A 26,445-nucleotide genomic window follows, 5' to 3' on the forward strand; every position below is an offset into this window, starting at 1 on the left:
TCATTCCGCGGCCTGCAGCGGCTGAACCGCGGGGCCAAAGTCCTCGGGGAAATGCTTGAGCGCGCTCATCACCGGATACGGCGTGAAGCCGCCGAGCGCGCACAGCGAGCCGAATTTCATGGTGTTGCAGAGGTCGGTCAGCACCGTCAGGTTGGCGGCGACGTTGTGACCGGCGCGGATCTTGTCGACGGTCTCGACGCCCCTGGTCGAGCCGATGCGGCAGGGCGTGCACTTGCCGCAGGACTCGATGGCGCAGAATTCCATGGCAAAGCGCGCCTGCTTCGCCATGTCGACGCTGTCATCGAACACCACGATACCGCCATGACCGATGAGGCCGTCGCGGGCGGCGAACGCCTCGTAGTCGAACGGCGTATCGAACAGCGCGCGCGGAAAGTAAGCGCCAAGCGGGCCACCGACCTGGACCGCACGCACCGGCCGTCCCGTGGCGGTGCCGCCGCCGATGTCGTCGATCAACTCGCCGAGCGTGACGCCGAACGCGGTCTCGAACAGGCCGCCATGGCGGATGTTGCCGGCGAGCTGGATCGGCATGGTGCCGCGCGAGCGGCCCATGCCGTAGTCGGCATAGGCCTTGGCGCCTTCGGCCAGAACGAACGGCACCGCTGTGAACGACAGCACGTTGTTGATCACCGTCGGCTTGCCGAACAGGCCCTTGTGGGCCGGCAGCGGCGGCTTGGCGCGCACGAGGCCGCGCTTGCCCTCGAGGCTCTCCAGCAGCGAGGTCTCCTCGCCGCAGACATAGGCGCCAGCGCCCGTGCGCACCTCGATGTCGAAAGCATGGGCCGAGCCGGCGACGGAATCGCCGAGCATGCCGCCCTGGCGCGCGGCGACGATCGCCGCCTCCATCGCCGCGATCGCGTGCGGGTATTCGGAGCGGATGTAGATGAAGCCCTTGGTGGCGCCGACAGCGATGCCGGCGATGGTCATGCCTTCAATGAGCAGGAAGGGATCGCCTTCCATGATCATGCGGTCGGCGAACGTGCCGGAGTCGCCCTCGTCGGCATTGCAGACGACGTACTTCTGCGGCCCGGCCGCTTCCGCCACGGTCCGCCACTTGATCCCGGTGGGGAAGCCTGCGCCGCCGCGGCCGCGCAGGCCGGACGCCAAGACCTCGGCGACGATGCCGGCGCCATCGAGCGCCAGGGCTTTCGTGAGCCCCTTGTAACCACCATGGGCACGATAATCGTCGAGCGAGCGCGGATCGACGACGCCGCAGCGCGCGAAGGTCAGGCGGGTCTGGCGCTTGAGCCAGGGAATGTCGTCGGTCAGCCCCTGGCGCAGCGGATGGGCGCCATCGGCGGCGAGCGCGTCGACCAACGCCGGCACATCGGCGGCGATCACCGGCCCGTAGGCGACCCGCCCGGCCGGCGTCGCCACCTCGACCAGCGGCTCCAGCCAGCACAGGCCGCGCGAGCCGGTGCGGACGAGATCGAGGGCAAGGCCGCGACTTTCAGCCGCACGGACAAGGGCGTCCGCGACGCCGTCGGCGCCGACGGCCACGGAGGCCGCATCGCGGGACAGGAAAATCCTGAGGCTCATGACCGCGTCTCCGCCAGCAGCGCATCGAGGCGCGCTTCGTCCAGCCGGCCAATGAGGCGGCCGTCGATCATCGCCGACGGCGCCACCGCGCACAGGCCGAGGCAGTAGATATGCTCCAGCGTCACGCGGCGGTCGCCCGTGGTTTCGCCCATCTTCACGCCGAGCTTCTTCTCGGCGCAGGCGGCGAGATGATCGGCGCCCATGGCCTGACAGGCCTCCGCGCCGCACAGTTTGACGACATGGCGGCCGGCCGGAGCGCGGCGGAAATCATGGTAAAAGGTGGCGACGCCATGGACCTCGGCGCGGGACAGGTTGAGCGCCTCCGCGACCAGCGGGATAGCCGCCTCGGGCACGTGACCGAACGCCTCCTGCAGGGCATGGAGGATGGGCAGGGTCGGCCCGTCGAGATGCCGGTGCCCGGCGATGATCTCACGCGCGCGCTCCTCGCTCCAGGGCTCGTTCCAAGGCTCGCTTAAAGGTTCCGCCCTGCCGCCAAACGACTGCTGAAGTCCCATCCGCGCATCCACCCGGCTTGATCAAGTTGGGACGGACGCTGAATAAAAACCTGGAATCGATCAAGGGCGCGGGTCTTATGCTGCGATAGCAAAACCCGATCAATCTGCGCGGATTGAGAGGCTTTTTGCGTTAACGAACTGCGGTAAGGCACCCCTTCCGCGGTGGGAGGCCAGCGCCGATGGACATGGACCCATCGCGCTCCATGGCAGGCAACGTCAATTGATGCACTGTCGCCGCAATTGCGGCTGCACTATTCCGAGCTCGCGTCGAGGATTTCACCGAACTGCTCCCAGCCCGTACCCGTCCAGCGCTGAAGCTGCAGCTGGGTCCAGATCATGTTGTTGGTCGGGCTGGTGTTGATCCGGACACCGGGCAGCGCCGTCGGGAGCGCAAGGCTCTTCAGCGATTTCGCCTGCTTGATAATGTTATCGCGCGAGAGGTCATCGCCGCATTGCTTGAGGATCTGCTCCAGCACCATGCCCTGCTGGTATCCGGTGAGATAGCTCGTATTGGTGATATCGGAGCCGGCCAAATACTTGTCGAAGAAGGCGCGATAGGCCCTTATTCCCTCGTCGCCCAGCCATTTCTGGTCGATCGGATCCTTGTTCGAGGTGCCGACGATCACGCCGACAGAGTTTTCCAGGCCCGCGGGGCTCAGCGTGCCGGCGATCGTCGACGAGGGGAAGTTGATCAGGACCGTCGGCTTCCACCCACTCTCGGCCGCGCGCCGGATCGCCTGCGCGGCGAACTTCGGCGTACCCGCGATGAACAGCGCCTGCGCGCCTGAGCTCTTCAGCGTGAGCACCTGCGAATCGACGGTCGGTTCCGTCACCTCGTAACTCGCGGTGACCACGCGCTTGTCGAAGTCGGCGCCCAGCACCGCCTTGAACGCGTTGACGTAGTCGCGGCCGAGATCGTCGTTCTGGAACAGAATGGCGTATTTCGCCGCCGGCAGCGCCCGCATCAGGTATTTGGCGTAGATCCTTCCCTCCGTGTCGTAACTGACAAGTCCCGTGGTCGTGAGGGGATAATCCCTGACGTTGGTGAACTTGCTCGCACCGGTCACGACCGCGATCGTCGGCACACGTTTCGCCGCGAGATATTTCGCCACGGCCGAGTTTCCCGCGGTGCCGAGCTGGCTGAACAGGAAGGCGACCTCGTCGCTCTCCACCAGCTTGCGCGCATGCTCGAAGCTCTTGGTCGGGTTATACCCGTCGTCCAGCATGACATAATCGATCTTGCGGCCGTTGATGCCGCCGTGATCGTTGATCGACTGCACGTAGGCACGCACGCCCTGCCCGACCTGGCCGATCGCGGAGGCCGGTCCACTCAGGGGGAAAATGCCACCGATCTTGACGCTCGTCGCCGTGACGCCGGGCATATCGCCCGCCCAGCAGGGCCCTGACATCGCAGCCAGCAGTGCGCCGGCCAATCCCATGCGCCGAAAATCCATCTGTTCCTCCGTTGTTTCTTGTGCGAAGTCGGGCGCGAGTCCGGCCTCGATGTCAGGCGGAATCCCCGGCGCGTCAGCGCGCCATTTCCAGGATCTTGACGATGTCGCCGGGCTCGCGGATCGGCTGCGGGTTGGCCCGCGTGAAGATCGACAACATGGCGTTGCGGCTGATCAGCTCGAAGCGGTCCTCGGTCACGCCGACGTCGGCGAGACTCCCGGGCAGACCGAGCTCCGCGACGAACGCCGCGAACGCGTCGCCGGCATCTTGCCCCGGCGCGCCGAGCGCCGCGGCGATCGCGGTCTGAGCCGCCGGTGTCGCGGGGCGGTTGTAATGCAGGACGCTCGGCATCATCACCGCCGTGCAGAAATAGTGCGGGACGTCGCAGGTGCCGCCGAGAACATGGCCGATGGCGTGGCTTGCCCCCATCGGGACGCGCGACTGCAGACCGAATGCCGACAGCCACGAGCCCAGCTGGCAGCTCAGCCGCGCGTCCTCGTCGTCCGGATTCGTACGCGTGCGCAGCAGGCCGTCGTGGAGATAGCGCAGTCCCTGCTGACACACGGCGTCGACCAGCACGTTGGGGCGGCTCGAGCAGATCGCCTCGATGCCGTGATCCATCGCCCGCGTTCCGGAGCCGAGCCAGAGCTTCTCCGGTGTATGGCGCGTGATCGCGGGATCGAGGATGATGCTGCGCGGCATCATCAGCGGGTGATTGAAGATCTGCTTCAATTTGCGCCTGGTGTCGGTGACCAGCGCACCCGAGTTGTATTCGCCGCCCGACAGCGTGCTGGGAATAGCGATCATCCGCACCTTCGGGTTGCGGAAGGCGCCGAAGCGTCGTTCCGGCGTGGTTTCGAAGCCGTCGAGCCCTTCCGGGGCGAAGATCTCGTGCTCCATGCACATCAGCACGATCTTCGCCGCGTCGACCACCGAGCCGCCGCCAATGGCGACCACGAGATCGGTCTTCGCCTCGCTGGCCTGTCGCGCGATTTGCACCACCACGTCGCGAGTCGTGTGTTGCGGAACGCCGTCGAACGTCGCGGCATGGCGATCGCCGAGCGCCTTGCGGATCTTTTCGATCTCGTCGGTCGTCGTGTTCAGCGTGCGGCTGGCAATCAGGTAGACGCGCGTTGCGCCGAGTCGTTCGGCCTCCTCGCACAAGGCTTCGGCCGCCGGCCGGCCGTAGATCACGGATTCCATGGTGGGGTATTGATGGCTGCCGATGACGCCCATGCTTTTCGCTCCCTCGATCCATTCGTGAACAATTCGGCCGTCACGCCGGCGGCTTGGAGACGTCGGTGTCTCCGTCAGGCGACCGCGCGGGCCGGTCGCGTCTCGAGCGTGCCGTCGAGGAAGCCGGTCAACCGCTGGCGGATGATCTGCTCGGCCTCGGCCATGATGCGGTCGATCAGCTCCTTGACCGTGGGGATGTCGTGGATCAGGCCGACCACCATGCCGCAGCTCCAGGCGCCGGCGTCCATGTCGCCGTCGATCATCACCTTGGGATAGACGCCCGCGACCTTGTCGTGGATATCCTCGATCTTCAGCGCAGCGCCCCTGTCGCGTTCGATCTCCAGCAGTTCGTCGACGCCCTTGTTCTTCAGGACGCGCTCGGTGTTGCGCAGCGCGCGCATGACGAGGCGCGTATCGAGCTCATTGGCCTCGACCAGGGCCTTCTTGACGTTGGGATGAACCGGCGCTTCCACCGTGGCGACGAAGCGCGTACCCATGTTCATGCCCGCCGCGCCCATCGCCAGCGCGGCGACGAGGCTGCGCGCGTCCGCCATGCCGCCCGAGGCGACGAACGGGATCGTCAGCTCCTCCGCCGCGCGCGGCAGCAGGATCATATTCGGAATATCGTCCTCGCCGGGATGGCCACCGCACTCGAAGCCGTCGACGCTGACCGCGTCGCAACCGATCTTCTCGGCCTTCAGCGAATGCCGCACCGACGTGCATTTGTGGATCACCTTGATGCCAGCGGCCTTGAGCGCCGGCATGTACTGCTCCGGGCTGCGCCCGGCGGTCTCCACCGCCTTCACGCCGCCTTCCCTGATCGCGGCGATGTATTCCGGATAGGGCGGCGCCGTGAAGCTCGGCAGGAAGGTGAGGTTCACGCCGAACGGTTTGTCGGTCATGTCGCGGCAGCGCGCGATCTCCCTGGCGAGAAGCTCCGGCGTCCGTTGCGTCAGGCCGGTGATGATGCCGAGGCCCCCGGCGTTGGACACCGCGGCCGCCATCTCGGCGAAGCCGACATAGTGCATGCCGCCCTGGATGATCGGATGCTGGATGCCGAACAGTTCGGTGATTGCTGTCTTCACGAAGATCTCCTCGCGTTTCCCGGGTCAGTGGATGATTTCGAACAGGCCCGCCGCGCCCATGCCGCCGCCGATGCACATGGTCACGACGCCGTATTTCGCCTTGCGCCGCCGGCCCTCGATCAGGAGGTGGCCGGTGAGCCGCGCGCCGGTCATGCCGTAGGGATGGCCGATGGCGATCGATCCGCCGTTGACATTGAGCTTTTCGGGATCGATGCCGAGCTTGTCGCGGCAGTAGATCACCTGCACCGCATAGGCTTCGTTGAGCTCCCAAAGGTCGATGTCGTCGATCTTCAGGTCGTGCCGCTGCAGCAATCGCGGGATCGCGACGACCGGGCCGACGCCCATCTCGTCCGGCTCGACGCCGGCGGCGACGAAGCCGCGGAAAATGCCGAGCGGCTTGAGGCCTTTTTGGGCGGCGATCCTGTCGCTCATGATCACGCAGGCCGCTGCGCCGTCCGAGAGCTGGCTGGCATTGCCGGCGCTGATGGTCTTGCCTTCGAACACCGGCCTGATCCTGGCGAGCCCTTCCGCGGTGGTGTCGGGGCGCGGCCCCTCGTCGTTCGACAGCGTCACCTGGCGGTAGGAGACGTCCCTGGTGTCCTTGTCGACGACCGCCATCGTGGTGGTGAGCGGCACGATCTCGTCATTGAAGCGGCCCGCCTGCAGTGCGGCGCCGACGCGGCGCTGGCACTCGAGGCTGTACTCGTCCTGCTTGTCGCGGCCGATGCCGTAGCGCTCGGCGACGACCTCAGCCGTCTCCAGCATCGACATGTACATCTCCGGCTTCATCGCCATCAGGTCCTCGTCGACGGCGTGAAAGCGGTTCATGTGCTCGTTCTGCACCAGGCTGATCGATTCGATGCCGCCGCCGATCGCGATCTGAACGCCGTCGAGCATCACCGAGCGCGCGGCGACCGCGATCGCCTGCAGGCCGGAGGCGCATTGGCGATCGATCGTGGTGCCGGCCACCGTCACCGGCAGGCCGGCACGGATCGCGCCCTTGCGCGCGACGTTCATCACCATCGTGCCCTGCTGCATCGCGCAACCCATCACCACGTCCTCGATCTCGCCGGGCGCGAGACCGGCGCGCTTCACCGCCTCCGCGATCACGTGGCCGGCCATGGTCGGGCCGTCGGTGTTGTTGAGGGCGCCGCGATAGGCCTTGCCGACCCCCGTGCGCGCGGTGGAAACGATGACGGCTTGGGGTGACGACATGGGTGCCTCCTAGGCGGCCGGGTCGAGCTGCGCGTAACGCAGCACGTGATAGGCGGGATCGCCGAACTGGATGTTGATGGACGAGATGCGCTTGAAGTAGTGGCCGACATTGAGTTCGTCGGTCATGCCCATGCCGCCATGCAGCTGCACCGCCTGGTCGGCGACGAACCTGCCGGCATAGCCGATCTTCGATTTCGCGCCCGAGGCCAGCCGCGACAGGCCGGCGTCATCCGCGTCGAGACCGAGGTTGAGGTGCTGCATCAGCGACAGCGCCTCCTGATGCGCGATGAACATGTCCACCATGCGGTGCTGCAGCACCTGGAAGGAGCCGATCGTGGCGCCGAACTGCTTGCGCGTCTTCGAATAGTCGAGCGTCGCGGCGTTCAGCTCGCCGATCGCCCCGACGAGTTCAGCGCACAAGGCGGCGATCGCACGGTCGCGGCAGGCTTCGAGCGCGGCGACGCCGTCGCCCTCAGTCCCGAGCAGTTGCCCGCGCACCCCGCGCAGGCTGATCTCCGCGGCGCGGCGACCGTCGATGGTCCTGAAGCTCCTGAGATCGAGGTTGGCGGCGCGGCGATCGACCACGAACAGGCTGACGCCGCTGCGGTCATGGCGATGGCCCACGGTGCGCGCGGAGACGATGAGATGGTCCGCCCACGGCGCTGCGATCACCGCCGTCTTCTCGCCGGTGAGAAGGTAGCCGTCACCATCCCGCCGCGCGGTGGTGGTGACGGTGGCGAGATCGAAGCGAGAGCCTCTTTCGGTCGATGCCAGCGTCCAGATCTTGTGTCCCGCGATGATGTCCGGCAGCAGCTCCTGCTTCTGGTCGCCGGAGCCGACCTGCTCGATCAGGCCGCCCGCCACCACGATCGTCTCGACGAACGGCTCGACCACGAGATGCCGTCCGAACTCCTGCATGATGATCATGGTTGACAGCGGCCCGCCGCCGAGGCCGCCGGCCTCCTCGGAGAACGGCGCGGCCAGCAGGCCAAGCTCGGCGAAGGCTGCCCACCCGGCGCGGCTGAAGCCGTCCTCGCTGGCGAGGATTTTGCGCCTGGCGTCGAAATCGTACTGCTCACGCAGCAGCCGCTGGACGCTGGATCGCAACAAGGCCTGCTCTTCGGTGAACTGAATATCCATTCGATCCTCTCATGGCGCTGGAGCTAGAGACCGAGCACGGCCTTGGCGATGATGTTGCGCTGGATCTCGTTCGATCCGCCGTAGATCGAGAGCTTGCGCGCGTTGAGATATTTCTCGGAGGCCGTGTGGCCGTATTCCGGCCCGGGCATGAAGCGATTAGCGCTGGCGGGCTGCTCGCGGATCGCAAGGCCGTCATTGCCGATCGCGCGATGGGTCAGCTCCGTGATCGCCTGGAAGATCTCGGTGCCGCGGATCTTGAACAGCGACGCCGCAGGTCCCGGATCGATGCCGCGGGCCATCTGGGCGACGACACGCAGCTCGGTCGCCTCCAGCGCGAGCACGTCAAGCTCGACGCGGGCGATATCGCGGATGAATTCCAGATACGCCGGGTCATCCTCGGGAATCTCGGCCTTCACGATTTTCTTCAACCGCTCGATATAGCGCGTCGCGCGGCCGATGCCGGCCATGCTGGTGCGCTCGTTGCCGAGCAGGAATTTGGCGTAGGTCCAGCCCTTGTTCTCCTCGCCGATCAGGTTCTCGACGGGCACACGGACGTCCTCCAGGAAGACGTCGTTGACCTCGTGCGAGCCATCAATGGTGATGATCGGCCGCACCGTGACGCCGGGCGATTTCATGTCGATCAGGAGGAAGGAGATGCCGGACTGCGGCTTGGCGGCGGGATCGGTGCGCACCAGGCAGAAGATCCAGTCGGCATGCTGCGCCAGCGTGGTCCATGTCTTGTGGCCGTTGACGATGTAGTGGTCACCGTCGCGCACCGCCTTGGTGCGAACGGTGGCGAGGTCGGAGCCCGAGCCGGGCTCCGAATAGCCCTGGCACCACCAGTCCTCGCCGGACAGAATACGCGGCAGGAAGCGCTCCTTCTGCGCCGCGTTGCCGAAGGTGTAGATGACCGGGCCGACCATGGTGACGCTGAACGCCAACGGCGGCAGCGTCCCGGCGCGCGTCGTCTCCTGCTCGAAGATGAAGCGGCGGGTGATCGACCAGCCGGGTCCGCCATATTCCTTCGGCCACAGCGGCGCAACCCAGCCCTTGTTGTGCAGGATGCGGTGCCACAGCAGCATCTGTTCCTTGGAAAGATCGGTTTCCGGGTTGGGGACGCGCATCTCCGCCGGATAGTTGTCCTTGATGAAGGCGCGAACCTCGTCGCGAAAGGCCGCGTCGTCGGGTGAGAGCGCGAGTTCCATCTGCGGAGCCTCCTACCACTTCTCGCCGAAGGGCCGGATTTCCAGCTCGAACGTCCAGGCGCTCCTGGGCTGCTGGTAGAGCTGCCAGTACGCGCCCGCGACGGAGGCCGGCGGCATCAGGAGGTCGGGATTGTCGAGCGCATTGGGGCCGAGCGCCTCGAGGCGGCGCTGGCGCACCCATTCGGTGTCGACGCCGGAATCGATGATGAGATGCGCGACATGGATGTTATTCGGCCCGAGCTCGCGGGCCATCGCCTGGGCCACCGCGCGCAGGCCAAACTTGGCGCTGGCGAAGGCGGCATAGCCGCTGCCGCCGCGCAGCGAGGCCGTGGCGCCGGTGAAGAAGATGTTGCCCTGTCCGCGCGGCAGCATCAGCCGCGCCGCCTCGCGGCCGGCGAGGAAGCCGGAATAGCACGCCATCTCCCACACCTTGCGAAACACCCGCTCGGTGGTTTCCAGGATCGGATAATTGACGTTGGCCCCGATGTTGAAGATGCAGACGTCCAGCGGCGCATGCCTGTCGGCATCATTGAGGAAGGAAACGATCTCGTCCTCCTTGCGCGCATCGAGCGAGCGCGCGTGGATTTCGCCGCCAGCGGCCTCGATCTCCCTGACCAGCGGGGCGAGCTTGTCGCCATTGCGGCGGCCAGCGAAGATCGTGAAGCCTTCGGCGGCGAACCTCTTGGCGATCTCGCCGCCGATGAAATCACCGGCACCAATGACGGCAACCGTCTTGTTTCTCTTCTGCATCGTGGTCTCCGGTTCTGTCGAGTGAACTGTCGTGCGACGGGTGTCAGCTGCGACCGCGCAAGAATTCCGCCAGCTTGTGCTTGAGCAGCTTGCCCGTCGATGTCGCCGGCAGGGCGTCCATCAGGATGATCTCCGACGGCCGCTTATAGGAGGTGAGTTGCGGAGCAATATGGGCCATCAGGTCTTCGGCGGTGGCGGCCGAGCCCCTGATCAGCTGCACGAAGGCGACGATTTCCTCATTGCCCTCGACCGGCCGGCCGACCACCGCGCACTGCACGACGGCGTCATGCGTGCTCAGCACTGCCTCGATCTCCGCCGGATAGACGTTGAACCCGGAGCGGATGATCATCTCCTTGGTCCGTCCGACGATGTAGAGCGCATCGTTCTCGAAGCGCGCCAGATCGCCGGTATTGAACCAGCCGTCGGCATCGATCGCCTTCGCCGTCTGATCGGGCGCGCGGTAATAGCCGCGCATGACGTTCGGGCCCCGGACGTGAAGCTCGCCGACCTCGCCTGCCGCAACCGGCTTGAGGTCACGACCGACCAGCCTGGCTTCGATCCCAGGCATCACGGTGCCGACGGCATGGTCCGCGCGCGGGCTGTCGGGCCGCACGCCGGAAATGCCCGGCGAGCACTCCGTGATGCCGTAGCCGTTGAGCAGCGGCAGGCCGAGCTCCGTCTCGACGCGGGACTTCAGATCGAGGTCGAGAGGCGCGCCGGCGACCGAGATCAGCCGCAGCCGCCCGCGCGCGAGCTTCGGCAGGCCGGCATTGCGCCGGTATTCGAGCAGACGCTGATAGGTCGCGGGCACGCCGTTCAGGATCGTGATGCCTTCTTCAGCCATCGCCTTGACCAGCGCGGCCGGATCATACTTGGGGACCAGGCGCACGGCGGCGCCGACCATCAGTGTCATGGTCAGCAGCGAGATGCCGACAATGTGCGAGATCGGCAGTACGCAATACTGCACGTCGTCGGCGTCCATCCTGCGGAAGCCTGCGGTGCCGCGGGCGCTGAACAGAAGGTTGCGATGGGTCAGCATCACGCCCTTCGGCGTGCCCGTGGTGCCGGAGGTGTAGATGAGAACCGCCACCTGGTCCGCGCCGTCGGCCTCGACAGGCTCGGCCACGGTCGAGGCATTCAGAGCGGTGACTGCGATGCCGGCGAGCGGGCCGAGATCCTGCGCCGCCGCCTCATAGCGTGCGGCATGTGCGGCGGCCTCCGGCGAGACATCGGCGGTGAGAAACACGCGGCGGGCGCCGCTGTGATCCCTGATCTGGTCGAGTTCGCGCGCCGAAAGGCGGGGATTGACCACGATCGCCCAGGCGTCGAGCCGGCTCGCCGCCAGCAGCAGGCAGGCGAGCGGAACCGAATTCTCGCTGACGATCATCATGCGGTCGCCGGGGCGAATACCGAGCGCGCGCAGCGCATCGGCCGCGCCGCTCACGGCCTGGTCGAGCTCGCGGTAGGTCAGCGTGACGCGATCGTCCATCAGCGCGAGATGATCCGGCGTCGCCGCAACATGCGGGTCGATCACCTCGTGGATCCGGTTCGGCAACCCCTCGAGGCTTCCTTCCATGACCTGCGTGGCTTCCAGCACCCAAACCTCCCTGTGTTAGCCCCTGGGGCCTGTTCGTTCGCTCCGTCAGGCGGTCTTGCGCCGCCCCCTGCCGAGCTGCGCGACGATCTCTTCCTCGACCTCGCGCAACTTGTCCTTGCCGAAGAAGATCTCGTCGCCGACGTAGAAGGTCGGCGATCCGAACGAGCCGCGCGCCACCGCGTCGCTGGTGTTCTCGATCAGCTTCTTCTTGACGTCGTCCTGCTGGGCGCGCGCGGAGATGCGGTCGATGTCGAGGCCGGAGGACAGGAACGCCGCGCGGAAGACCTGCGGGTCGTCCATCTTCTTCGGCGCGACCCACATGTGGTGATAGGCGGCGCGGAAATACGGCTCGAACAGGCCTTCGAACTGCGCCGCCACGGCGCCGCGCATCAGCGCCAGCGTGTTCACCGGGAAGAAAGGGTTCGGCGTGAAGGCGGTGATGCCGTGCCGCTGCATGAAGCGCTCGGTTTCCAGCGCATTGTATTCGGGCTTGTTCTTGACCCCGCGCAGCGAGTCGCCCGGCGACATGTTGCCGGTCGCCTTGTAGATGCCGCCGAGCAGCACGGGAACGTACTCGAAGCGGACGCCGGTGCGCTGCTCGATCTGCGGCAGCGCGAGCTCGGCGAGATAGGCGTTGGGGCTCCCGAAATCGAAGTGGAATTCGACCTTGAGCGGAGCAGCCATGGAACGCCCTTCCCGTTTTGATGATCGGCGGCCGGCGGCCGTCGCGTTGATTGTTGCCGCGACCATAAGTTCTAATTTGGAACTGTCAATATGATATTTATCATCCAATGCTACCCTGCACGGCATCTTATTGATAAGATTTCAGTTCTGATTTAGAATTCTGTCGAATTGGATCGCCTGGAGACGGCAATGAAATGGGATTCGCTCGAGGACGAGCCGTGCTCGCTGGCCCGCACCGTCGCCGTGATCGGCGACCGCTGGACCCTGCTGGTCCTGCGCGAGTGCTTCCTTCGCGTCCGCAGGTTCGATGATTTCGAGGCTTCACTCGGGATCACGCGCCACGTGCTGGCGGACCGGCTGAAGAAGCTGGTGCGCTTCGGTGTGCTGCGCAAGATTCCGTATCAGGAGGCGCCGAGGCGCGACGAATACATCCTGACGCAAAGGGGCCTCGATTTGTATCCGATCGTCATGTCGATCGTGCAGTGGGGCAACGTCCACATGGTCGACTCGCGCGGACGGCCGATGCTGCATGAACACAAGACCTGCAAGAAGATGTTCGATCCCGTCATGGTTTGCTCGGAATGCGGCGAGCCGCTGACGGCGAAGGCCGTCCATGTGCATCCGGGACCTGGCGCGCGACAATCGTCGCCAGTACATGCGAAGGCGCAGGAGCGAGCCAAGAGAGACTAAGAGCGGCCTGGATCTCTGCGGGCATGAGCGTCGTTAGCGACGGTGTCGGCTCGGCGCCGCAGACCCGGAGATGGCCGCCCCGTTGTCGGCCGCTCAGTCATCGCGCTCGGCGAAGCAGCAGTGCCTATCTTCATCTGCCGTGGCGCCCCATCAGAGGGAGCCCCGGCGGCGCCGATACCGAACGCAGCGACACGACACGCTCAGTAAACGCGTCGCGGGCGGTGTCCCGGCGGGGCACACGCCCTGCGGCATCGGCCTGCCCACCCAAGGCAACCGCCATAAGGCATCGTACGGGCAAGACGACACCCGTTTGGACCACTTCACAATTTCTGCAATAGAGCCCTATTGCTTGCGGACCAGCGGGATTTGAAGATTGGTCGGCCGGTTTTCATCAGTGTCGAAACCACGACCATCAACATTTCTGGCGCCCCAAAACAGCATGCCATAGTTTAAATAAACCAGGTCGTATTCCATAAAGTGAGTCCCTTCCGTCAGGCCGAACGGCGCGAAGCTCTTCTCAAACACGCTTTGGGCCTGACCGACGACCCATTTCGCACGGCCCTGCGCGGCGATCTTGTTCAGGAGATCTGCGAACGGAGGCAAAAGTGGCGTGACATCGTAGGCTTCATCAGCCACGAAATCGACCTTGTGCGCCCCAACGGCGACGGGGTGATCGCCGCGCCAGAACATGTGTCCCCGGATATAGATTTCTGCCAAGGGCACTTTGCCATAGGGATCGACCGTGTTCACAATTGTAAGTTCAAAACGGTCGTCCGGCAAAGCAACGAAATCGCGCGTCAGATAGAAGGGCTTCAACGATCCGTCGGGGTTCTTCGAGGCAGATGGACGCACCTCCGGCGCGATACTCACCCATTGCCCGAGGAGGGCTGTCTTCATTTGATCGAGGGTCATCATTGGTCTTTCCTTTCCAATAGACGGCAGGGATGGCCTGAACGAATGCGAACGCGCCGGCAAAACCTGGATCAGTGCAGAGAGTCGTCGATAGTACTCACGGCCATCCACCCTCGACGCGAATTGGCAGGGCTCAGCGGCCCTCAAAGCCCAGGACCGGTCGTGGCGCGTTCTGCGAAGTCGCGTGCGCCCTGATCCACCTGGTCGTCGGCCACACCCCTGTTGACGACGCCGCGCTGCATCATGGTCGCCGCCGAGACCTGCTCCGAGGTGATCGGCGAGCCGCATTGTGGGCAGTAGATGCGCCTCACTGCGAGACCGTTGGTACAATATCGGCAAAATGGGCGGTCTCGCCTTCCACCTCAATCGACGGACGAGGCACATACATCGCCGTCGAGAACGCGCTTCCCGACCGGGGACGACGCCGGTCGCAGTGGCACAGGCCGGTACCAACGGGCCCCGACTTGATCGTGTAGCGGACGGCGCCAGACATGCACCCTCCGGTCATGTGACCAGGCCTCGGAGACTTTATGGTCGCTTCTGAGGTCACATGTCCCTCGGTGCGTGTCCGGCGCGTGAATCCCGAAGCTCACCCCGGGTTTTTTGCAACCTACTCACACCAGGGATTCCGCTCTGGTATTGGACCATCCACTTTGGGACGATCCGACAGTGTTCATCGCGTCGTCCGCGCAAGACCTGCACCGGCTCGCCGATATGGACGGGGGGGATTTTGACCGGGCTTGTGCGGCCCGGATGTTCAGGTTTGTTCAGGGTTGAAACGCTACTCAGCGCGCCGCCGGCGCCATTGAGCCGGACTGACGCCCTCCAGCCTGAGAAAATGCCGCCCGAGATGACTCTGGTCGACGAAACCGCACATGACGGCAATCTCTGCAAGGCTTTCCACGGACTGGGCCATCAATGATTTTGCCCGCTCGATCCGCCTTCTCGTAATCCATTGGTGAGGCGTCATACCGAGAGTCGCGCGAAACGCCCGCGCAAAATAGCTCGCCGAGATACCACACTCCCGGCTGAGCTCGGAAATCGAAGGATCGTCGGCTAGCTTTGCCTCGATGAAATCGCAGGCACGACGGGCTTGCCACGGCGCCAGTCCACCCGTTGCGCGGGCCCCTCTTTGGAAGTTGCCGTACGTATAGATGACGTGATCATGCACAGCTAAAGCAATGTACTCCATAAATGCTGTGGTGACCTGAACCTCGTTGAGAATAGCCGGACCTATTGTGAGAGCGAGGTGATAAAGCACGATGTCGTCCTACCCGAGACAGGCAGCTTGAAGACCACCGATCCGAGGCAGACCTTTTTCATATGCCATGAAGTCGATCGTGGTCTGCGGCAGATGAATACGAATGCTGTCATGGACTGTGCCAAGACTGACTTCGTTTCTGGATGTCAAGTCGAACAGATAAGCCTTGCCCGGCTCTTGGACGACGGATTGCTGCCTGCCATCGATGGACACAATCGGATAGCGCGCGGGTATGAAGGGGATGTTGAAGACGAAGGCCTCCTCGCGAGGAGAGGGTATGGACAGGCCCGACTTTGGCTCCCGGCTCTTGAAATGCGAAAATGACATTTCCGCCGTGCCGCCAATGCGTGCGGCGATCGTTGGAGGCGGCGGTATCCTGTATCCCTTGGCTAATGCGGCGGAAACCCGTTCAGCCAGCATGCGCATCTCCTGAGGGTAAAATCTCCTTCCGGACCGCTCGCCTATTCTGGTCACGCCATGCAGCCAAAATGCAAGACTTCACCACACCGTAGACGATGTCGGCTCGATGATACCAACCTGTGCGCCCTCCTACCAGATCCCATGGCGTCACGAGCTAACTCTGACAAACGAAAGCATCCGCACCCGCAACGGGGGTCGGGGTATCCTCCAATGGCACCTCAAACGCCCTTCCCTGCCGCCAGCGCTGCATTTTTTGTCTCTGCTGAGGTAGGTCATGTCGAAAGAAAGCGAACCAAGCTACCTGACGCACGCGACCGGTGCGCCCGTCGGTGACAATCTGAACATTCTCTCCGCAGGCCGGCGCGGCCCGGCGCTCCTGCAGGATATCTGGCTGATCGAGAAGCTCGTGCATTTCGACCACGAAGTCGTTCCTGACGGCGAACGCGGGGCCGCCGACGCCGCACGTGACATCCGTGGCTTCGCGATGTTGCCGGTGAATCAGACTCTCGAAATTGATCAATGCAACTGCTTCGCCATGAGGAAGGCGAACCGGCAGATCTCTCGCTTCTACGACGCGCATCTTGAGCCGGTGGGGCTGCGTATCACGCAATTCCTCACCCTGGCGGCTCTCAACGAGGTGAGGAGCGCCGCCATCAATCCCCTTGCCGAACGGCTCGACATCGAACGGACGGCGATGGGCAAGATGGTCGGCTTTCTGGAACGGGACGGCCTGGTCAGAATCCGGCCCTCCCCCACCGATGGCCGTAGCCGCCTTATCGAACTCGCCGAAGCAGGCCGCCGTCTACACGCCGACGCGGCCCCTCTTTGGCATGAGGCCCAACGACAATTCCAGCAGTTGAACGGCGCGGACAATGTCGCCGCTCTGCGAAAAGCCTCGAGCGGCATGGCTGTCGGCGAAACGAAGGCGAGCATATCCGATGATTGAGCCGGCAGATTGACTGTCGCAATGGCCCCCATTTGAGGCCTTCGGCAGATCCCGGGTATCGGAGCCCCATCTCCGATCAACGTGGGCTCTCGACCGCTTTGGCCTCCCTTGCGCGACGAGGCCTGCAGGCTCCGGCCTCGCAGATGCGAGCCATTCCACGTGACGATCGCTCACAGACGTCGAGCAACCTCCTGGGCGCTATTCTCGCCGGACCGGATGGCCCCCTCGATATAGCCAGAGAAAGCCTCGGCGGTCTCCGTCCCCGCCCAGTGGAGGCGGCCGACCGGCTCCCGCAGCGCCGGACCGAATGCGCTGAGCACCCCAGGCCCCGGCGCCGAGCTATAGCCCCCGCGCTGCCATGTCGTCGCGGCCCAGACTTCCTCGATGTAGTCGATGGGCTTCAAGGCCTCGTCGCCAAGATAGGCGGCGACATCCTTGAGGACCTGATCACGTCGGGCCTGCGGCGACCGTTCCGCCCAGCGCCGGGCGCTCTTCCCTGTAAAAAGACCGACCAGACCGCCCGTCGCGCCTCGCACGGGTGAGTGATCGAACCATGGCCCGAACTCCGTGCTGTCGGAGAGCACCATGCCTGTCAGGCCCTGCGTGCGCCAGAACGGCCGGGCATAAGCGATGTGCGCCTTGATCACGCAGCCCATTGGCATGCGCTGCATGAGTCCGTCCCGCAACGCCGGCAAGGCCGGCCGATACGCGATCCGCGCCGCGAGCGAAGGCGGCGCGGTGACGATGACATATTTTCCGCGCCATTTGCGCCGGCCTGCCCAGACAGAGACACCGGTCTCGTCCTGGGCGATCGCGGTCACGGGCGCCTCCAGAACCACCGCAGGATCGAGCTCCCTCGCCATCCTGGCCGCGAGCTGCCAGACCCCGCCCTCCAGCATTGCATCCTGCGCGCCGCCCCGCGTGGAAACCATCTCGTTGAATCCACCCGCGGAAGACGCCATGGCCAGCATAGCAAGAAGCGAGACCTCGCCTGCTTCGGCGCAGGCCAGGGTGCGGATGAGGAGCCGCATCGCCGACCGCACGGCGGACGACCGCGCATTGGCGAGAATCCAGGTCTCCATGGTCTGCGCGTCGATCGCTTCGACGCCGGGCGCCTCCCAGGGACGCAGGACCGGAACCTGGCGGGCAAGCGCCTCGAACTTGCCGATCACCAGGGCGAACTCGGCCAGGGCCATCGGGCCGAGGGCTGGCGTCTCGCCCTCGTAGGTCGCGCGATGTCCGGCGAGGTCGACGATATTATTTCCCGAGGTGAATTGAGGATAGACGGCGACCCCGTATTCCCTGGCGAGCGCCAGCAGCCTGTCCTGCGCCGGGCCGACCCACTGGCCGCCGAGGTCGACGGTTTCGCCGGCGATGCTTCCGGGCTTGGTGCGCCCGCCCACGCGGTCATCCGCCTCCAGCACCACGACGCTGTGGCCGGCGGCACGAAGCGCCCGCGCCGCGGTCAGGCCCGCAAACCCCGCCCCGACGACCACGACGTCCACCGAGGCGACGGAAGCAGAATCACCGCCCGGCGCTTCCGCATGCGCAGCCCCCCGCATGGCACTCAACCCCACAGCCCCCACCCCAATACCTATTGCGCTCCTGCGGGACATCTGTGCTGCCTCGCGGCCTGTTGGATCGCTCATCTGTCTGCCTCGCTTCGACTGGACCCGAGAGATTCGAGCCGCTAATCACTACAAACGGGTACTTGTACGCAAATCGATATGCGTACGCGTACGCATCGTCAAGTGGCCTCCCAGGAGGTTGTGCGCGTCCGGAGGATTCGATGAGCGGACCAGATCACGGGGTGGGCCTGAGGGAACGCCGTCGAAAGGAGGGGCAAGCCCGGATCCTGGAGGCGGCGCGGCAGCTTTTTGAAACCGATGGCGTGGCCGGACTCAGCATCCGGCTGATCGCCAAGCGCGCCGGCATGCCGGCCATGACCCTCTACCGCTATTTTCCCCACAAGACGGCGATTGTTCGCGCCCTCTGGTCGGAGGCCTTCGCACCTTTGTTTGTCGAGCTGGACGCAGCGGAGGCCGCAGAGACGGAGCCAAGGGCGCGCCTGCGCAGGGTCGCCCAGACCTTCGTCGACTACTGGCTGAGATTTCCCGCCCGCTACAAGGTCGTCTTCCTGATCGAGGACCGCCGGGAGTCAGAGGAAGACCGCTGGTTCATCGAAGAAACCGACGTCGTGCCCGAACTCCGACGGTTTTCCCGCCTGTTGGCCGCGCTCCAAGACGACACGGCCGCGGACCCCGCCGCGGACGGTGAAGCCCTGTTCTGCGCGCTCATCGGCGTCACCCACCTGCTCGTCGGGATGCCGGAATATCGCTGGGCAAGCAGCCAGACCTATATCGACCGTATCCTGCGCGGATTTTGCTGAGCGAACGGGAGCCTGATGCTCCTTCAAACTCCCGAAGATCTGCTCTTCCGCAAGCTTGATGTATGACGGAAACCCGTCGTCTCCCAACGGCCGCGCCATGCTCCCAGCGGCGCGCAGGTGCGCCGACATGTCGGTCCCAGCATCGGCTTCGATCGCAAGCAGTTCTGCAAAGCGCGGGATGTGTTCGTGGATCGGTGCCTGCGCCATGCCCCTGTCGTCCCTGCCCGCCAGGCGCGCTCGCACGCTCGCCCCCATACCATGACGCCAACGTCGCCAGGGGCTCAAAGCCGACCTGCGAGCCCAATCAATTGATTACTCAATCAGAATTTGCAGTTTCACCACCAAGCTGCGATGACATGACGTACGGGAATCATGTGAAGGTGTCCGGCCATGGCCAGGGTCAAAGGCGTCTCGAAGAACCCCGAGCAGGCGCGCCAGAAGATCATCGACTCGGCCCTCAAGGCGTTCGGCAAGCACGGCTACAGCTCCGCGTCGACCGAGCAGATCGCTGAGCGCGCCGGCTATAGCCAGGCCACCATCTTCTTTCACTTCAAGACCAAGGCAGGCCTTCTCAAGGCGTGCCTCGAGGAAGCCCGCACCAGGGCCTGGGGCTCCCTGCCCGACACCGCCCACCTCGGCGTGCTCGATCTCGTCAAGCGACTGGACGACCGTTTCGAGGATCCGGTGATCGCCGCCTTCTTCTCGAAGCTGATGATCGAGAACCGCACGAGCAGCACATTCCGGCCGATTTACGCCTCCTATCACGCCCATATCCGCAACATGATCCGCGACGAAATCGTGCGTGAAACCGCGGCCTCTGCCAAGGACGCGTTGCAGGCCGCCGGGTCGATCCTGTGCATGCTGATGGGCGTGCACGGGTCCTACACCATCGAGTCCGAGCTGTTCAGCCGCACCGACTACAGCGCGATGCTCCTCAAGAACGCGCAGCTCATCATCGACGATCTGCGCCAGCGCGCGCCAAAGGGTGCGGCGGCCCGCACGGCCGCCACACCCCGGTGATCACACCTCGTCTTCCACAGCGCTATCCAACACCGTCCGGAACGAACGCGACGACACGCGCCGGCGCGGCGCTGCAGTTCGCCAGCTTGATCGGAAAGAAGCCGACGTCGAATCCGGTCGGCGGCAGCGCCTTCAGGTTGGTAAGCTGCTGAACGATGAAGGCCTCCCGCTGCGTGATCGCCTTGTGGCCATCCCAGAGATCCTCCTTCACCCCCGTGGCCCGGAAGCGCGACGCCATGACCGGGAAAGGCAGATCCCAGCCGACCGCATCGGTCCCCAGGATGGTCGCACCGAGCGACGTCAGATGCAGCGTGCTTTCCCGCGACATGCCCGGCTGATTGAAATATTCGGGATCCGTGATGCCGTAGCGCTCCTGCCCTGTCCGGATCAGGACCGCATCGCCCGGAGCGATGGGCCGACCGACCGCCGCGATCGCTCGATCGAGCATCTCGATCGTGATCGGTTCTCCGCCTTTGGCGAAGGCCCGCACATCAAGCACCATGCCCGGCCGAAACAACTCGCCGAGATCGATATCGGTAATCGTTCGCGCCGGCGCACCGCCGCTTCGCGATCCGCTGTGCAACGGCGCATCGACATGCGTGCCGCAATGGGACGACATGTCGGTGAGCCGCTCCGCGCCCCACCCCTCGCCGTCGGGCAGATCCTCGTGCCGACACCCAAGGCCGGCGCAGAACTGGTTCTTTCCTCCGAGCTCTGCCGGATGGAGATACTCGATCGACGGCGCGATGACGCCCTTGATATCGGGGGGAAAGAACGATGGCAGCCTCTCGCGGTTGGCCGGATCGAGGGTGGCGGTCAAATCGACAAGGCGCACAATGCGTCTCCTGATATCGTCTGAGGGAATTGGTCGGGATCGAATGTCTTAGAGGCCGGATCCCTGCTTCAGTCCTGAATCCGGTTGCGAAGCGTTCCGATGCCGTCCGCCCGCAGTTCGACGGTTTGTCCGCGCGCCAGTTGGCGATGCTGCTCGACGGCAGACCCGCCAAGACACGTGCCGGTGCCGATCACCTCACCCGGCACCAGCGGCGAGACCCGGCTGAGCTGACTCAACGCTTCGGGAAAGCTGTGCTGCATGTTGCGTGTCGAGCCACTCGACCAGCGCTCGCCATCGATCCAGGCGCTCAGCGCGATGTCGTGCGGATCGCCGATCTCGTCAGCGGTCACGATGCATGGACCGAGACTGGTCGCAAAGTCCTTGCCCATGCAGGGGCCGACGCCGCCCCGCGAGGTATCCACCTGGATATCGCGAGCCGACCAGTCGTTCATGAGCGTGTAGCCGAACACGCAGGCCTTCGCCTGCTGCAGATCGATATTCGACGCGGCGCGGCCAACGACAACAGCCATTTCAAGCTCATAATCGAGCACCTCGGAATCTGCCGGCCAGCCGACGACGGCGTCCGGACCAATCACCGCATGATGGTTGCCGTTGTAGTAGAGCACGCGCCGGGAAATGATTTCGGGCAGGCCAGGATCGTTGTGGAGTGCTGCAGCCACGGCCGCGTCGGGATCCGGATGACGACGAAACGCGAGCCGCATCATCGCCCGGCGCGCCGGCTCGAGATGCTCGATGAACATGCCGGAATCGCGCAGCCGCGCCGGTACCGGCAGAGGCGCGAGCAGCCGGGCGCCGTCGAGCCTGACGACGGCTTCCTCAGCGACGTCCTGGAGAAGCGCCCTTGCGGCATCGAGCCCCGCGTCCCCGGCTTCGATCAGGGCCTGCATGGTGCGCAATTGGGGCCGCGCGGCGCCGGTGCTGATCTCATCGGCGCGGCTGAGATCCAGCAGCAGCCCTTCGCCGAACTCCGCGCAAACCGCGTGTTCCCCCGACGTTCGAACGATCGTGTACAGTCGCATGCAGGCCTTCCCTCAATTCAGAGTCGTTGATGTTCGATGGATAACGTCCGGCGTCAGGCCTGTTCGTCCGGCAGGGACAGGCGTGAGCGCAGCTCGGTCTTGAGAACCTTGCCGTAGTTGCTCTTGGGCAGCGCCGCGAGAAACCGATAGGGTTTCGGGCGCTTGAAGCGGGCAATATGGGCAAGGCAGACGCTGTCGAGCGCCTCGGCGGTGACGACCTTGCCCGCACGCGGGACCACGAAGGCGACGACTTCCTCGCCCCAATCCGCATGCTGACGTCCAACCACCGACACCTCCAGCACGTCCGGGTGCAGCAGCAGCACCTCCTCGACCTCGCGCGGGTAGATGTTGCTGCCGCCGGAAATGATGAGATCCTTGGAGCGATCTTTCAGCGTCAGAAATCCGTCGGTCGACAGACATCCGAGGTCTCCGGTGTAGAGCCAGCCGTCGCGCAACGCCTGAGCCGTCGCCTCGGGGTTGCGCCAGTAGCCGGTCATGCAGACGTCGCTCCGGGCGATCACCTCCCCGACTTCACCGGGCGCAAGATCGCGACCGCTGTCATCCACGACCCGAACCTCGACGCCGGTTCGCGCCATGCCCACCGACGCCAGCCGCTGCTCGTAGTGGGGATGGCCGACATCGGCGTGCATGCGCTTCGGCAGCGCCGTGATGGTGTTGGGCATTTCGCCCTGCCCGTAACCACCAAGCAGCCTCGGCCCGATGGTCTGCAGTGCGCGCTTGATGTCCTCGACATACATCGGCGCCCCGCCATAGACGATGGTGCGGATGGCATCGAGCCGCGCGCGCCCGATCGATGGATGATCGACGAGGCGCATCAACATGGTCGGCGCGGCGAAGAACGCCATGTTGTCATGGCGGCGCGTCAGCTCCGAAATCTCGGCCGGATCGAAGCCATGGCTCGCCGGGATGACCTGATGGGACGCCCGCGCCATATGGGGCAACGCGAACAGGCCGCCGGCGTGCGACAGCGGCGCGACATGCAGCATGCAGTCGGCTTCGCTGACCTGATCGACATCCGCGTAATAGCGCAGCGCCATGCCGCGCAGGGCGCGATGCGACAGCATCGCCCCCTTGGGCCTGCCGGTGGTGCCGCTGGTGTAGAACAGCCACGCCGGGCTTTCGTCCGCGACGTTCTGGAGGTCCAGCGCATGGGTGTCGAACAGCCGTTCGTAGTCGCGATCCTCGACACAGACGACCTGCCGCAGATCAGGCAGTTCGCCGACAAGCGACGCCAGTGGCTGCGCCAGATCCGCGGTCACGAAGCATACGCGTGCCGCGGTATCCTGCAGGATATGGCCGAACTCCCGCGCGTGCAGCCTGGCATTCATCGGCACGGCGCAGAGCCCGGCATGCCAGATCGCATACAGCGCCTCGAGATATTGCGGGCAGTTCTTCATCGCGAGACCGACACGGTCGCCGGGCTGCAGGTTCAACCGCCCGCGCAAGGCGGCCGCGAGTCGCGAGACGCGGAGCATGAACTGCGCGTATGACGCGCGGCATTCGGTTCCGACGGAAATCGCCGGGCACTCGGGGAAAGAACGCGCAGCGGACGCGAGAAAATAGCCGACATTCATGAGATGAACCTCATCGTCCCAGAATGGTCAGACACGCGACGGCTTCTTCACAACCGTGGAAGCCACCGCCGTTCTCGGCGATCGCAAAGCGCGCGCCGCTCACCTGGCGGCCGCCAGCTTCGCCTCTCAGCTGCAGGACGAGTTCATGGATTTGAGCAAGCCCCGTGGCGCCAATGGGATGCCCACGCGACTCCAGGCCCCCGGATGGATTGACGGGAATGCGGCCCCCCAGCACGGTGTCACCGCGCTCGGCCAGCCTGCCGCCCTCGCCGAACGCGCAGAATCCGAGATTTTCGACCTGGACGATCTCGCCGAACGCCGAGGCGTCATGGACTTCCGCGACGGAGATATCTTCAGGTCCGATGCCCGCCTGTTCATAGGCTTTCAGCGCGAGGCGCCGACAAATATGCCTGTCGACCTCTTCCGGCTCGCGATCGCTGCCGGAACCGAGCACGCTGGCATGCACCTTGATCGCGCGCGTGCGATCGAAGCGATCCAGCGCCTCCTCGCGAACGAGGATCGCTGCCGCGGCGCCGTCGGTGATCGGCGCACACATCGGCAGGGTCAGCGGCCAGGAAATCATGCGCGCGGCGAGCACCTCGTCGATCGACATGTCAGCGCGGTAGTGCGCCAGCGGATTGAGCGTTGAATGGCGATGGTTCTTGGCCGCGACCGCGGCCAGCTGCCGTTCCGTCGTGCCGAACGTCTTCATGTGAAATTTCGCCATCGCCGCATAGACATCCATGAAAACGCTGCGCATGCCGGGATCGCCCGCGCGCCCCCGCGGCGGCGCCATGCCCTCCCCCAGCCGAAGCAGTCGCGCCGCGGAGGCCTCGACCGCATGAACATCCCAGGCGCCATCGAAGATCGCGAGATTCCTCGTCTTATCCGGGCCGTTCATCTTCTCGGCGCCGACCGCGATCGCGACCTCACCGAGCCCTGCCTTCAGGTGGGCACAGGCGAGATGAAAGGCCGTGCTGGCACTGGCGCAGGCGTTCTCGACGTTGGTGATGGGGATTTCCGAAAACCCGGCATCGCGCAGCGCGATCTGGCCGGCAATCATGAATTGCCCTTCCAGCGGCGCCTGCGACGTGTTGGCGAAGAAGGCTGCGTCGACATCGTCGCGCGACACGTCGGCATCCAGCAGCGCGGCAGCAACAGCCTGCCTTGTCAGGCTCTTGACGGTTTCGTCCGCGAAACGGCCGAACGGCGTCATGCCCACGCCAACGACGTAGATATCACTCACTCGCATCTCCTCCCCTGATGCTGCCGCCAACAGGCTGCGCCCTTGACGGCGGCGGCAGATCGCGCAATTAAGTCATGACTCAACTGAGTAATCAATCAGAAAAACGAGCCGGCGCTATCGGGCCGGCGACGGCTGGTCCCGACACGGGGCCCGAACCACACACAAAACGCCGTCACCGACACGGCGACTGGAGGAAATGGACATGCTTGAAGCGCTCGACCGTCAGACCCGGCTGACCATCAGCCAGCGCAAGATCATCGCGGCCGCGATGCTCGGCAATCTGATGGACTTCTTCGACTACTTCATCATCGGCTTCGTGCTCGCGTTCATCATCGGCCCGTGGGGGCTGACCTTTGGCCAGTCCAGCCTGGTGCTGCTGTCGTCCGGCGCCGGCGCGATGCTGGGAGGTTTCTTCTGGGGATTTGCCGCCGACCGGATCGGACGACGCCCGGTATTTCTCGGCACCATCCTGACGTTTTCACTGGCGACCGGCGCACTCGCGCTGACGCCCGATCACGGCTGGATCTACCTGATCGTGTTTCGGTTCATCGTCGGGTTCGGTGCGGGTGGCCTGTACTCGGTCGACATCCCGTTCGTCCTCGAATTCATCCCTTCCTCCAGGCGCGCGCTGGTCACAGGCATTGTCACGACCGCGGTCGGCGGCGGCGTCCTGCTGGGGGCGCTCGCGGCCAGCACGTTGACACCCATGATCGGGTGGCGCGGCCTGTTCGCGCTCGGCCTGGTCCCCGCGTTGGGTTCTTTCCTGCTGCGGTCGTGGGTCCCTGAATCCCCGCGCTGGCTGCTGTCGCAAGGACGGCCTCAGGACGCCCGCCGCGCAGTCGCATCTGTCCTCGAGGTGCCCATCGAGAGTCTCAATCCGGCCACCGCGACGCCGGACAACGCGCCGCGCTTCCGTGAGATCTTCGGCTACCCCCGCAGCGTCGCCGTGACCTGGGGACTGTCGCTGTGCTCGCAGACGGCCATTTACGGCGTGACGCTGTGGGCCCCCACGCTGCTCATTCTGGTCATGCATGTGACGCCGCAACACGCAGCCGCGCTGTGGATCGGCGTCGGGGTTGTCGGCGTCCTGTCGCGGTTCCTGTTCTCATGGCTCGCGGACCGATGGGGGCGCAGGCTGTGCGGGATCGTCTGGGGCTGCGGCGCATCGATGGCGCTGGTCGCAGCAGCCTATTTTCACGATGCCACCCTCGGCGGCCTCTCGGTCTTCTACCTCATGCTTCTGGTCTGGTCGTTCATCGGCGACGGCGCGCTCGCCGTGGCAGGTCCGTATGTGGCCGAAATCTGGCCCTCGCGCCTGCGCGCAACCGGCATGGGGTCCGCTTACGGGTTCGGTGGCCTCGGCAAGATCCTGGGACCGGGCGGACTGGCGCTCGTCGTCGGTTCGTCGAATGTCATCAAGCCGGAGGTGTCGCTGGCGGCCCTGATGCCGAGCTTCATCTACTTCGCGGCATTCTATCTGCTCGGCGGCCTGATCTGGGCTGGGCTCGGCATCGAGACGAAAGGGCAATCACTGGAAGCCATCGAGCGTCGCCTCGGCGCGTGGAAAGCCCGACGCTCCCAGCAGCAGATCGCAATGCGCTCCGGCGCGGCGCTCGACAAGTGAGGGAAAGGCACTCCCCGCCCCTGGAAGACAG

Annotated in this window: 25 protein-coding genes; 5 read left to right on the plus strand and 20 right to left on the minus strand. The window is 65.0% G+C overall.

The window, feature by feature from the left end:
- From JQ639_RS02595 to JQ639_RS02645, 11 genes are all read right to left on the minus strand, one after another.
- The gene (locus JQ639_RS02595) at positions 1–1,557 is read right to left on the minus strand and encodes a formate dehydrogenase beta subunit (RefSeq protein WP_211969597.1); all 1,557 of its coding nucleotides are present in this window, start codon (positions 1,555–1,557) and stop codon (positions 1–3) included.
- The gene (locus JQ639_RS02600; RefSeq protein WP_211969596.1) at positions 1,554–2,072 is read right to left on the minus strand and encodes a formate dehydrogenase subunit gamma; all 519 of its coding nucleotides are present in this window, start codon (positions 2,070–2,072) and stop codon (positions 1,554–1,556) included. Before JQ639_RS02600 ends, JQ639_RS02595 begins: the two co-directional genes overlap by 4 nt.
- Before the next feature lie 251 nt (positions 2,073–2,323).
- The gene (locus tag JQ639_RS02605) at positions 2,324–3,526 is read right to left on the minus strand and encodes an ABC transporter substrate-binding protein (protein ID WP_249123571.1); all 1,203 of its coding nucleotides are present in this window, start codon (positions 3,524–3,526) and stop codon (positions 2,324–2,326) included.
- A 73-nt stretch (positions 3,527–3,599) separates the two neighbouring features.
- On the minus strand, positions 3,600–4,760 hold the full coding sequence (locus JQ639_RS02610; protein ID WP_211969595.1) for an iron-containing alcohol dehydrogenase: 1,161 nt from the start codon (positions 4,758–4,760) through the stop codon (positions 3,600–3,602).
- Positions 4,761–4,834: 74 nt separating this feature from the next.
- A complete protein-coding gene (locus JQ639_RS02615) occupies positions 4,835–5,845 on the minus strand; it encodes an NAD(P)H-dependent flavin oxidoreductase (RefSeq protein ID WP_211969594.1) in 1,011 nt (336 codons plus the stop codon).
- 24 nt (positions 5,846–5,869) lie between these two features.
- Entirely contained in the window at positions 5,870–7,060 is a 1,191-nt protein-coding gene (locus JQ639_RS02620) for an acetyl-CoA C-acyltransferase (RefSeq protein ID WP_211969593.1), read from the minus strand.
- 9 nt (positions 7,061–7,069) lie between these two features.
- On the minus strand, positions 7,070–8,200 hold the full coding sequence (locus tag JQ639_RS02625; protein WP_211969592.1) for an acyl-CoA dehydrogenase family protein: 1,131 nt from the start codon (positions 8,198–8,200) through the stop codon (positions 7,070–7,072).
- Positions 8,201–8,223: 23 nt separating this feature from the next.
- Positions 8,224–9,405: an acyl-CoA dehydrogenase family protein gene (locus tag JQ639_RS02630; protein WP_211969591.1), complete on the minus strand. Its 1,182-nt coding sequence runs from the start codon at positions 9,403–9,405 to the stop codon at positions 8,224–8,226.
- 12 nt (positions 9,406–9,417) lie between these two features.
- Positions 9,418–10,155, minus strand: coding sequence for an SDR family oxidoreductase (locus JQ639_RS02635; RefSeq protein WP_211969590.1), 738 nt, complete (start codon positions 10,153–10,155; stop codon positions 9,418–9,420).
- A 43-nt stretch (positions 10,156–10,198) separates the two neighbouring features.
- Positions 10,199–11,752: a class I adenylate-forming enzyme family protein gene (locus tag JQ639_RS02640; RefSeq protein WP_349644678.1), complete on the minus strand. Its 1,554-nt coding sequence runs from the start codon at positions 11,750–11,752 to the stop codon at positions 10,199–10,201.
- Positions 11,753–11,797: 45 nt separating this feature from the next.
- Positions 11,798–12,436 carry a 2-hydroxychromene-2-carboxylate isomerase gene (locus JQ639_RS02645; RefSeq protein WP_211969589.1) on the minus strand — a complete coding sequence of 213 codons (639 nt, stop codon included), beginning with the start codon at positions 12,434–12,436 and terminating at the stop codon, positions 11,798–11,800.
- A gap of 189 nt (positions 12,437–12,625) precedes the next feature.
- On the opposite strand from JQ639_RS02645, the gene JQ639_RS02650 reads away from it, so the two are divergent.
- A complete protein-coding gene (locus JQ639_RS02650) occupies positions 12,626–13,126 on the plus strand; it encodes a winged helix-turn-helix transcriptional regulator (protein WP_211969588.1) in 501 nt (166 codons plus the stop codon).
- Positions 13,127–13,468: 342 nt separating this feature from the next.
- Here JQ639_RS02650 and JQ639_RS02655 read toward each other — a convergent pair whose 3' ends face one another.
- The 4 genes from JQ639_RS02655 to JQ639_RS02665 all read right to left on the minus strand — a co-directional run bounded on the left by JQ639_RS02655 (position 13,469) and on the right by JQ639_RS02665 (position 15,719).
- A complete protein-coding gene (locus tag JQ639_RS02655; protein WP_249123570.1) occupies positions 13,469–14,041 on the minus strand; it encodes a hypothetical protein in 573 nt (190 codons plus the stop codon).
- A gap of 304 nt (positions 14,042–14,345) precedes the next feature.
- Positions 14,346–14,546 carry a GFA family protein gene (locus tag JQ639_RS35765; RefSeq protein WP_502748154.1) on the minus strand — a complete coding sequence of 67 codons (201 nt, stop codon included), beginning with the start codon at positions 14,544–14,546 and terminating at the stop codon, positions 14,346–14,348.
- Positions 14,547–14,819: 273 nt separating this feature from the next.
- The gene (locus JQ639_RS02660; protein ID WP_211969587.1) at positions 14,820–15,299 is read right to left on the minus strand and encodes a helix-turn-helix domain-containing protein; all 480 of its coding nucleotides are present in this window, start codon (positions 15,297–15,299) and stop codon (positions 14,820–14,822) included.
- A 9-nt stretch (positions 15,300–15,308) separates the two neighbouring features.
- The gene (locus tag JQ639_RS02665) at positions 15,309–15,719 is read right to left on the minus strand and encodes a hypothetical protein (protein WP_211969586.1); all 411 of its coding nucleotides are present in this window, start codon (positions 15,717–15,719) and stop codon (positions 15,309–15,311) included.
- 274 nt (positions 15,720–15,993) lie between these two features.
- Here JQ639_RS02665 and JQ639_RS35475 point away from each other — a divergent pair, with 274 nt between their 5' ends.
- Positions 15,994–16,665 carry a MarR family winged helix-turn-helix transcriptional regulator gene (locus JQ639_RS35475; RefSeq protein ID WP_283811638.1) on the plus strand — a complete coding sequence of 224 codons (672 nt, stop codon included), beginning with the start codon at positions 15,994–15,996 and terminating at the stop codon, positions 16,663–16,665.
- 170 nt (positions 16,666–16,835) lie between these two features.
- Here the strand turns inward: JQ639_RS35475 and JQ639_RS02680 are convergent, their stop codons facing one another.
- Entirely contained in the window at positions 16,836–18,314 is a 1,479-nt protein-coding gene (locus JQ639_RS02680; RefSeq protein WP_211969585.1) for a flavin monoamine oxidase family protein, read from the minus strand.
- Between the two features lie 140 nt (positions 18,315–18,454).
- Here JQ639_RS02680 and JQ639_RS02685 point away from each other — a divergent pair, with 140 nt between their 5' ends.
- Together JQ639_RS02685 and JQ639_RS02690 are read left to right on the plus strand one after the other, a co-directional pair.
- Positions 18,455–19,054 (plus strand): TetR/AcrR family transcriptional regulator, encoded by a 600-nt coding sequence (locus tag JQ639_RS02685; RefSeq protein WP_211969584.1) that lies wholly within the window; start codon positions 18,455–18,457, stop codon positions 19,052–19,054.
- A 390-nt stretch (positions 19,055–19,444) separates the two neighbouring features.
- Complete coding sequence (locus JQ639_RS02690) at positions 19,445–20,074, plus strand: TetR/AcrR family transcriptional regulator (protein WP_211969583.1); 630 nt, start codon at positions 19,445–19,447, stop codon at positions 20,072–20,074.
- Between the two features lie 22 nt (positions 20,075–20,096).
- Here JQ639_RS02690 and JQ639_RS02695 read toward each other — a convergent pair whose 3' ends face one another.
- The 4 genes from JQ639_RS02695 to JQ639_RS02710 all read right to left on the minus strand — a co-directional run bounded on the left by JQ639_RS02695 (position 20,097) and on the right by JQ639_RS02710 (position 24,796).
- Entirely contained in the window at positions 20,097–20,909 is an 813-nt protein-coding gene (locus tag JQ639_RS02695) for a cyclase family protein (protein ID WP_211969582.1), read from the minus strand.
- A gap of 68 nt (positions 20,910–20,977) precedes the next feature.
- On the minus strand, positions 20,978–21,817 hold the full coding sequence (locus JQ639_RS02700) for a fumarylacetoacetate hydrolase family protein (RefSeq protein WP_211969581.1): 840 nt from the start codon (positions 21,815–21,817) through the stop codon (positions 20,978–20,980).
- A 185-nt stretch (positions 21,818–22,002) separates the two neighbouring features.
- Positions 22,003–23,544 (minus strand): AMP-binding protein, encoded by a 1,542-nt coding sequence (locus JQ639_RS02705; protein WP_211969580.1) that lies wholly within the window; start codon positions 23,542–23,544, stop codon positions 22,003–22,005.
- A 10-nt stretch (positions 23,545–23,554) separates the two neighbouring features.
- A complete protein-coding gene (locus JQ639_RS02710; protein WP_349644793.1) occupies positions 23,555–24,796 on the minus strand; it encodes a thiolase family protein in 1,242 nt (413 codons plus the stop codon).
- A gap of 196 nt (positions 24,797–24,992) precedes the next feature.
- Between JQ639_RS02710 and JQ639_RS02715 the strand changes: the two genes are divergently transcribed.
- Positions 24,993–26,414 (plus strand): MFS transporter, encoded by a 1,422-nt coding sequence (locus tag JQ639_RS02715; RefSeq protein WP_211969578.1) that lies wholly within the window; start codon positions 24,993–24,995, stop codon positions 26,412–26,414.
- The last annotated feature ends 31 nt before the right edge of the window (positions 26,415–26,445 follow it).

The sequence above is a fragment of the Bradyrhizobium sp. U87765 SZCCT0048 genome (assembly GCF_018131225.1).
GTDB lineage: Bacteria > Pseudomonadota > Alphaproteobacteria > Rhizobiales > Xanthobacteraceae > Bradyrhizobium_A.